A 7,497-nucleotide genomic window follows, 5' to 3' on the forward strand; every position below is an offset into this window, starting at 1 on the left:
CGGTCCGCAGCCTGGCCTCCCGCCATGATCTCCCGATAGCCTGGCTGCCGCCGGTCGCACCCGCTGTGGTGTTGGGCCGGGCCGGTGCCCGACGAGGAGGACCCGTGGCAGCCGACGACGAGGTCTCCGCGCTCGCGTACACCGCGCGGCGGGTTCGGCGGCACCTGCGCTGGGCGCGTACCGAGGGGGTCGGACGGCTGATCGAGGAGGACCGCCTCAACCCGGTCGAGCGGCTCGGCACGGCCCTGGCGAAGCGACGCTGGCGACGGCGGGCCGGCCACCCACCCGGCTCGGCGATGCCGGTCTATCTGGTCGGCCTGCAACGCTCCGGCACGAACATGCTGGTCCGGGGCCTGGACGCCGCCCCCGAGGTGGAGGTCCGCAACGAGAACGACCGCGCCCTCTTCCACCGCTTCCAGCTGCGCCCGGACGCGGTGCTGACCGCCACCCTCCAACGCAGCCGGCACGCGTACGTCCTGGTCAAGCCGCTCTGCGAGAGCCACCGCGTGGACGAGTTGCTGGCCCTGCCGGGGCTGACGCCCGGCCGGGCGCTGTGGGTCTACCGCGACGTCGACGACCGGGCCCGCTCCGAGGTCGCCAAGTTCGGCGACGCCAACCTGCGGGCCCTGCGGGCGATCGCCGACGGCAGCATCGGCCGACGGTGGCAGGGGCAGCGGCTCGACGCCGACACCGTCGAGCTGATCCGGGCGCACGAGCCACAGCGGTTGGATCCGCACAGCGGCGCGGCCCTGTTCTGGTACGTCCGCAACTCGCTGTTCTTCCAGCTCGGCCTGGACCAGCGGGCCGACGTGCTGCTCTGCCGCTACGAGAGCCTGGTCGCCGAGCCCGCCGCACAGCTTCGGCGGCTCTGCGCCTTCCTCGACTTCCCCTACCATCCGCGGCTGCACGCGCACATCGCCCCACGCGAGTCACACCGCGCGGTGGGCCACCGGCGGCTACCGATCGACACGCGCGTCCGTGCGCTCTGCGACGAGCTGACCGACCGGCTCGACCGCGCCGCCGCCGACGCCCGATCCGAGACGACGAAGGCGGTCGACAGTGGCTGAGACCGGAACCCGCACCGCGCCGATCTTCCTGGTCGGCTGCCAGCGGTCGGGCACCACGATGGTGCGCCTCGTCCTGGACTCGCACTCGCGGATCAGCTGCGGCCCGGAGACCCGGTTCCTGCCGGACCTGCGACGGATCGTCGGCCGGGACTGGGAACGACTGGCCCGCTTCGGTTTCCCGCGCGAGGACTGGCTGCGCCGGATCCGCGACTTCTTCGGCGGCGTGCACGCCGACTACGCCGCCGCCCGGGGCAAGACCCGGTGGGCCGACAAGACCCCGCTGTACGCGATGTCGCTCGACTTCGTCACCGAGGTCTTCCCGGACGCCCAGATCGTGCACCTCATCCGGGACGGACGCGACGTGGTGGTCTCCCACCGCAAACGGTTCGGCTACTGGTCCGCGGTGAAGTGCGTGGTGAAGTGGCCGCGCTACATCCGCGCCGCGCGGGCGGTCGGCGCCACCCTGCCGACGGACCGCTACTACGAGCTGCGGTACGAGCAGGCGGTCAGCGAGCCGGAGAAGGCGATGCGGGGCCTCTTCGAGTTCCTCGGCGAGCCGTGGGAGGACGGCATCCTCGACTACGACAGCAAGCAGCACGACGTGGCCCAGAAGTACACCACCGAGGCGGAGCGACGGCGGGCCGCGGCGAGCGTCACCGCGCCGATCTACGGCTCCCGGGTGGGCAGCCACCGCCGCGAGCTCGACCCGTTCCTCCGCCTACTGGTCTGGGTCTTCTCCGGTCCGACCCTGCGCGCCCTGGGCTACCGGTGACCCGCCCCGGCCGGCTGCGCGCGGTCGCCACCGCCGCCATCGTCGCCGCCACGCTCCTGCTCAGCGCCGGCTGCACCGCCGGCGACGACGACCCGCCGCCGCCCGCCACCCCCTCCGCGACGGCGGCACCCGCGGCCACCAGCACCGTGGACGGGGTGCGCAACCCGTTCGGCGCGCACTGGGACTGGTCGCGGTACCAGCAGTTCGAGCCGTACCTGCGCCGGCTCGCCGGTTCGGCGACGTACGAGGAGATCTCCTGGTGTGAGATCGAACGGACCTCGGGGCAGGCGGACTGGGCCGGGTTGGACGAGATCGCCACGCGCAGCCGGGAGCTGGGCATCACCCTGCACCTGAAGATCCGCACCGGCGTGTGCTGGGCGACCGGTGGCACCGCCCGCCACACCCGGGGCACGGCGAAGAAGACCGAGTCGGCGATGCCCACCGACCTCGGCGCGTACCAACGGTTCGTCCGCTCGGTGGTGCAGCGCTACGGCCCGTACGGGGTGCGGGAGTACGCCATCGAGAACGAGGTCAACGCGCCGAGCTACTGGGCCGGCAGCCCCGAGGAGTACGCGCGGGTGGTCCGGGCCGCCGCCGAGACGATCCGCGCGACCGACCCGAAGGCGCGGGTGGTCGACTCCGGCATCAGCAGCGTCGCGTACGGCATGGGTGTCGCCGACCGGCTGGTGCGCGCCGGTCGGGGGGCCGAGGCGGTCGCCGCCTACCAGGCGTACTTCCAGCGGCGGGTCGGCACGCGGGGGCAGCAGATCCCGGCGGTCACCGGGGAGGCGCAACTGCGCAGGGCGCTCGGTACCGAGACCAACAGCCGCAGCCTGCGTTTCCTGGCGGTCACCGAGTCGCTGCTGACCGACCGCACCGTCGACATCCGGCAGGTGCACTTCTACGAGCACTTCAGCGGGGTGGCGCCGCTGCTGGACTACCTGCGCGCGACCACACCCTCGGGTACGCCGATCCAGGCGTGGGAGGTCGGGCAGTTCTGGCGCGACGGCGACGGTGACCCGGCCAGCCGGGCGGCCGAGATGGTCAAGACGGTCACCCTGCTGGCGGCCGGCGGGATCGGCGAGATCAGCTGGTTGCCGTTGGCGTACAACCCGAACAACGCGGCCGGCAGCGAGGTCCGCTACGGCCTGCTCGACCCGGACGGCACCGAACGCGAGGCCGGCCGGATGTTGGCCGCCCTGGCCGACGCGGCCCGGGACGCCACCGTCACGCCGCTGCCCGCCTCGGTGGCCGGCCGGCTGAACGGGATCGCGTTCGTCCGGGGCGGGTCGAGCACGCTGGTGCTCTGGTCGGCGTCGAACACGCCGGTGACCGTGCCTGCTGCCCCGGGCGGACGGACCGGGGCGGTGGGTTCCCCGTTGGGCGCGGCCGGTGGCGGCACCACCGTGACCGACGTCCCCGTCCTGCTCCGCGCCGACCAGCCGGTGGACCGGATCCTCGCTGCCGTCCGTTAGCGACCCCCAGCGTGCGCTCGCTGGCCCGCATGTCGGTCGCACTCATGGTGGGCAGAGGCCAAGGACTCAGCCTTCCAGGTAGGCGAGGACCGCCAGGATGCGGCGGTTGTCGTCCTCGGAGGGCTTGAGACCGAGCTTGGTGAAGATGTTGTTGCTGTGTTTGCTGACCGTTTTCTCGGTGACGAACATCCGGGCGGCGATCGCGGCGTTCGAGCGGCCCTCGGCCATCAGGGTGAGGACCTCATGCTCGCGTGGGCTCAGCTCCAGGAGCTTAGGGTCGGTGGAGCGGTGGGTGAGTAGCGCACTCACCACGTCGGGGTCCATAACGGTGCTGCCGGTAGCGACCTGCCGGACACTGGCGACGAATTGGTCGACGTCCGTAACCCGGTCCTTCAACAGGTAGCCCACCGCGCCCGCGCGATCTGACATCAGCTCCCTGGCGTAGATCTGCTCGACATACTGCGACAGCACCATGATGGGCAGCCCTGGAATCTGGCGGCGGGCCTCGATCGCGGAACGCAGCCCCTCGTCGGTGAAGGTCGGCGGCAACCGCACGTCGACGATGGCGACGTCGGGGCGGTGCGTCGTCAGCGACCGGATCAGCGCGGGGCCGTTGTCAACGGCTTCCACGACCTCGAATGAATTGGCCCGCAGGATCCTGATCAGGCCCTCGCGGAGCAGGGCGAGGTCCTCGGCTATCACGATACGCACGGCAGCGACATCCTCACCTCGGTAGGTCCGCCCGGCGGGCTGTCAACGGTCAGCGTGCCGTCGAAGGCCGCCAGGCGACGGACGATGCCACGAAGGCCCGTGCCGGAATCGATCGAAGCACCCCCACGGCCGTCGTCGGACACCAGCATCGTCAGTTCCCCGGCAGCGCCGCCCCGGTGGGGTGCGAACTCCACGGTGATCCGGATCTGCTGGGCCTGGGCGTGCTTGATGGCGTTCGACAAGGCCTCGGCGACGGCGAAGTAGGCCGCGGACTCGATCGGGGCCGGCAGCCGTCCGGGTAGGCGGGTCACCACCGTGGTCGGGATCGGATTGACCAGGGCCAAGGCCTTGAGTGCGCCGTCCAGGCCACGGTCGGCCAGCACCGGCGGATGGATGCCTCGTACCAGGTCGCGCAGCTCGGTGAGGGCGCTGGAGGTCGACTCGCGGGCCTCGGCCAGCAACTGCTGGACGGCCTGCGGATCGTGGGGTAGTAACTGTTCGGCCAAGCCCAGGCTCATACCCAGCGACACCAGCCGGGCCTGCGCGCCGTCGTGCAGGTCGCGTTCGATTCGGCGCAGTTCACCGGCCTGGGTGTCGACGGTCTCAGCTCGCGAGGTCGCCAACTGTTGGACGCGGGCCCGCAGGCGCGCCTGTTCGGTGGGGCCGAGCAGAGCGCGGATCACCCGAGCGTTGAGGTTCGCGAGGCGCACCGCAGTGACGTACCAGAGCAGAAGGAAAACCGGACCGAGCGGTACCAGCCCGAACGACTGCGCGACGCTGTGCAGCCGGAAGCCCTCTCCCAGCGGAGTGCGGAATACCTGAGAAGGCGTCAGCTGATAGATGAGCGGATAGGTCAGGTATACGACTCCGAAGACGAAGAACAGCAGCGACAGTCCGGAACTCAACCAAATGGTGATCGAGTTGATCACCAACCAGATCCAGTCCCGCCACGTCGCCGGGTCGCGCAGGATCGTCCAGAGCCGCACGGGCCACCCGGCGTCCGGCGTCGGCTGATAGGGCCGGGCGGGCACCGGTTCGCCGAGCTGGTCGGCGGCCCACTGGCGATGCAGGTCGGCAAACCAGCGCACCAGTACGGTCGCGAGCAGGGTCAGTGGGATTCCGGCGCCAAGCGCGGCGATCGATATCGAGGTGATCCAGAGTGTGGCCAGCACGGCACCTAGGACCGCGCCCGGCACCAGCACCAGCGACCAGCCCAGCAGGCTCATCCGCTGGGCCAGCGCGGAGCGCGGGATCGGACCGCTGCGAGCGACGCGACCCGGCCCGGAGCCCTCCCGCGAGGGCGAGGAGCCGCCGGACAGGGCGGTTCCGCTGTTATCGGTCATCTCACTCCATCATCGCGTATCGTGCCGAACCGCCGGGCTGGCCGGGGCAGCGCCGGTCAACCAGGCTCGCCGGTCCTGTCAGCCGTCGGCCCGATGGCCTTTACTTGACGGTGACGGTCATCTGTTCGATTTCCTTGAGCACCAGGGCGGGCTTGTCCTGGGGAACGTCGTGCGAGCTTCCCTCGGCGATGACGAGTGTGCGGTCGGGCCCCGCCTTGGTGAACGCCGCTGCCGCGTCGCGCCAGGCCTGAGCGTCCCGCGGAGATCCATCGAAGGGTGTCTTGTCCGACACGATATAGATGACGGGAACGCCATCGGGCCAGGAGACCTTGTGGTACGCCTGGTGCGTGGGACCGAAGTTGTCGGCCGTGGCGATGAGCTGGCGGTTCGCCTTCGTCGACGGCGCCTTCTTGAGCTCTTCGATCTGCGGCGCGGTTAGCGCGACGAGGCGTTGGGTCTGGGTGTCGGTGAAGAATTGCGGCACGTTGGCATCGATGAGCACCGCCCCGGAGACAACGCCGGGGTTCGCGAGGACGAAGTAGTGGGCCACCTCTCCTGCCTGCGAGTGGCCCGCGAGGACCACGTTCTGGGTGACGCCGAGTTCACGCAGACCGGCCTGCAGGTCGGAGGCGGCGGCCTTGGGGTCCCATGGGCCCTTCACCTCCTCGCTGGCGCCCAGACCGGCACGGTCGTAGGTGATGATCTGCGATCCGGTGGCCTGCGACAGCTGCGGCACCAGGGCATCCCAGTACGAGGAGTCCTCGCCACCGCCGGCGTCCAGCACGATGGTGGGAGAGCTTCCGGGCGTGACGTGGAAGGCAAGCTGATGCCCGTTGTTGGCGATCATGTGCAAGCCCGCTGCGGGGGCCGCACTTGCCGGGCCGGCCGCGCTTGTCGAGGTCGAGGGAACCGCGGCTACCGAACTGGCCGCGGGCGCGGCCTTCGGCGCCGCCGAGTCATCGCACCCGGCGACTGCCGCTGTCACGGCGACGGGAAGGACGAGGGCCAGGGCGGCCCGATGGAACCGGGAGATCTTCTGCGTGGTCATGGAAATGAGCTTCCACGGTTTCTGGATCTTGCTCGATCCTGCTACCCCCCAGTCGGGTTGGGAGTTACCCCTACCCTCGCCGGGGGCGCTACGACACGAGCTGCAGACGGGCCTGCCTGCCGATCGCGAGCATCTGACGGGGATTCCCGAGGGCTTGCCGAGTAGCGGTATACCGCTCATTGCCGTGTCCGTCCTCGGCGGCGGTGACCGACGGTGACCGCCGTGCCCTAGCCGGGCCAGGGTTCGGGCCAGTCGAGCAGGGTGGTCAGGCGGGCGTTGTGCGGCGCGAAGTGCGCGCCGAGACGCTCGCGCAGAGCCGGGGTCAGCTGCGAGACGCCGTGGTCGACGCGACGGGTGTGCCGGGTGAACGTTTCGGGGGTGAAGGCCGGCAGGCCGAGGAAGCGCAGCATGTCGCCGTACGTGCCGGCCGGGTCGGTGTGCAGGTCTTCGGTCCGGGCGACGTGGATCCGCTCCCGCGGGACCTGCGCGAACCACCGGTCCAACTGCTCGGCGTAGCGACCCCGGGCCGCGTACGAATAATTACGCAACGCCCGGTGCGCGGCGGCGCTGTCCGGGCCACCGCGCGTCGCCCGCGCCAGCCGCTCGTCCTCCGCGTCGAGGGCGTCGGCGAAGGAGAGCGGCTCGGCGCCGTACGAGCGGGTGTGCAGGTAGTGCGAGTAGGCCCGCTGCACCGGGTCACGCAGCAGGACGACGAAGCGGGCCTGCGGCAGGGTCGCCGCGACCCGGGCCGGCACGCTCGGGTGGAACAGGTAGTAGGGGCTCGCCTCGAACGTGCGCTCACCCGGGGCGAGGCGCGGGAAGTGCCCCCGGTACCACCGCACCCCCCGACCGTGGTGGACGCTGAAGTACTGCAACTCCTTGCCGCTGGCCACCCGGACCCGGGGATGCGCGGCGAGATGGTGGTACAGCGACGTGGTGCCGCAACGCTGCCCACCGATCACCAGGAAGTCGGGCAGCGGACCGGGCTCTCCCGGCCGGGCCGCGCGCCCCCAGGCCCGCGCCGCGCGTACCCCTCGGCGCAGCCGGTCGGTGACCTGACGCCGCGCGACGCCGGTCACAC

General features: G+C 71.1%; 7 protein-coding genes. 3 read left to right on the forward strand and 4 right to left on the reverse strand.

Going from position 1 to position 7,497, the window contains the following annotated elements; all coding sequences use genetic code 11:
* The first annotated feature begins 104 nt into the window (after window positions 1-104).
* The 3 genes from PSH25_RS31345 to PSH25_RS31355 are packed head-to-tail and all read left to right on the forward strand — an operon-like array spanning window position 105 to window position 3,314.
* On the forward strand, window positions 105-1,067 hold the full coding sequence (locus PSH25_RS31345) for a sulfotransferase family protein (protein WP_238662494.1): 963 nt from the start codon (window positions 105-107) through the stop codon (window positions 1,065-1,067).
* A complete protein-coding gene (locus PSH25_RS31350) occupies window positions 1,060-1,839 on the forward strand; it encodes a sulfotransferase family protein (protein ID WP_238662495.1) in 780 nt (259 codons plus the stop codon). Before PSH25_RS31345 ends, PSH25_RS31350 begins: the two co-directional genes overlap by 8 nt.
* Complete coding sequence (locus PSH25_RS31355) at window positions 1,836-3,314, forward strand: hypothetical protein (RefSeq protein WP_238662496.1); 1,479 nt, start codon at window positions 1,836-1,838, stop codon at window positions 3,312-3,314. Before PSH25_RS31350 ends, PSH25_RS31355 begins: the two co-directional genes overlap by 4 nt.
* Before the next feature lie 66 nt (window positions 3,315-3,380).
* Here PSH25_RS31355 and PSH25_RS31360 read toward each other — a convergent pair whose 3' ends face one another.
* From PSH25_RS31360 to PSH25_RS31375, 4 genes are all read right to left on the reverse strand, one after another.
* Entirely contained in the window at window positions 3,381-4,025 is a 645-nt protein-coding gene (locus PSH25_RS31360; protein WP_210781654.1) for a LuxR C-terminal-related transcriptional regulator, read from the reverse strand.
* On the reverse strand, window positions 4,013-5,251 hold the full coding sequence (locus PSH25_RS31365; RefSeq protein WP_238662497.1) for a sensor histidine kinase: 1,239 nt from the start codon (window positions 5,249-5,251) through the stop codon (window positions 4,013-4,015). Before PSH25_RS31365 ends, PSH25_RS31360 begins: the two co-directional genes overlap by 13 nt.
* A 217-nt stretch (window positions 5,252-5,468) precedes the next feature.
* Window positions 5,469-6,416, reverse strand: a complete 948-nt coding sequence (locus PSH25_RS31370; protein ID WP_238662498.1) for an alpha/beta fold hydrolase — start codon at window positions 6,414-6,416, stop codon at window positions 5,469-5,471.
* Between the two features lie 227 nt (window positions 6,417-6,643).
* A partial coding sequence (locus tag PSH25_RS31375; protein WP_238662499.1) for a sulfotransferase family protein occupies window positions 6,644-7,497 on the reverse strand: 854 nt, incomplete at its 5' end.

This window comes from Micromonospora foliorum (genome assembly GCF_022229015.1).
GTDB classification, from domain to species: Bacteria; Actinomycetota; Actinomycetes; order Mycobacteriales; family Micromonosporaceae; genus Micromonospora; species Micromonospora foliorum.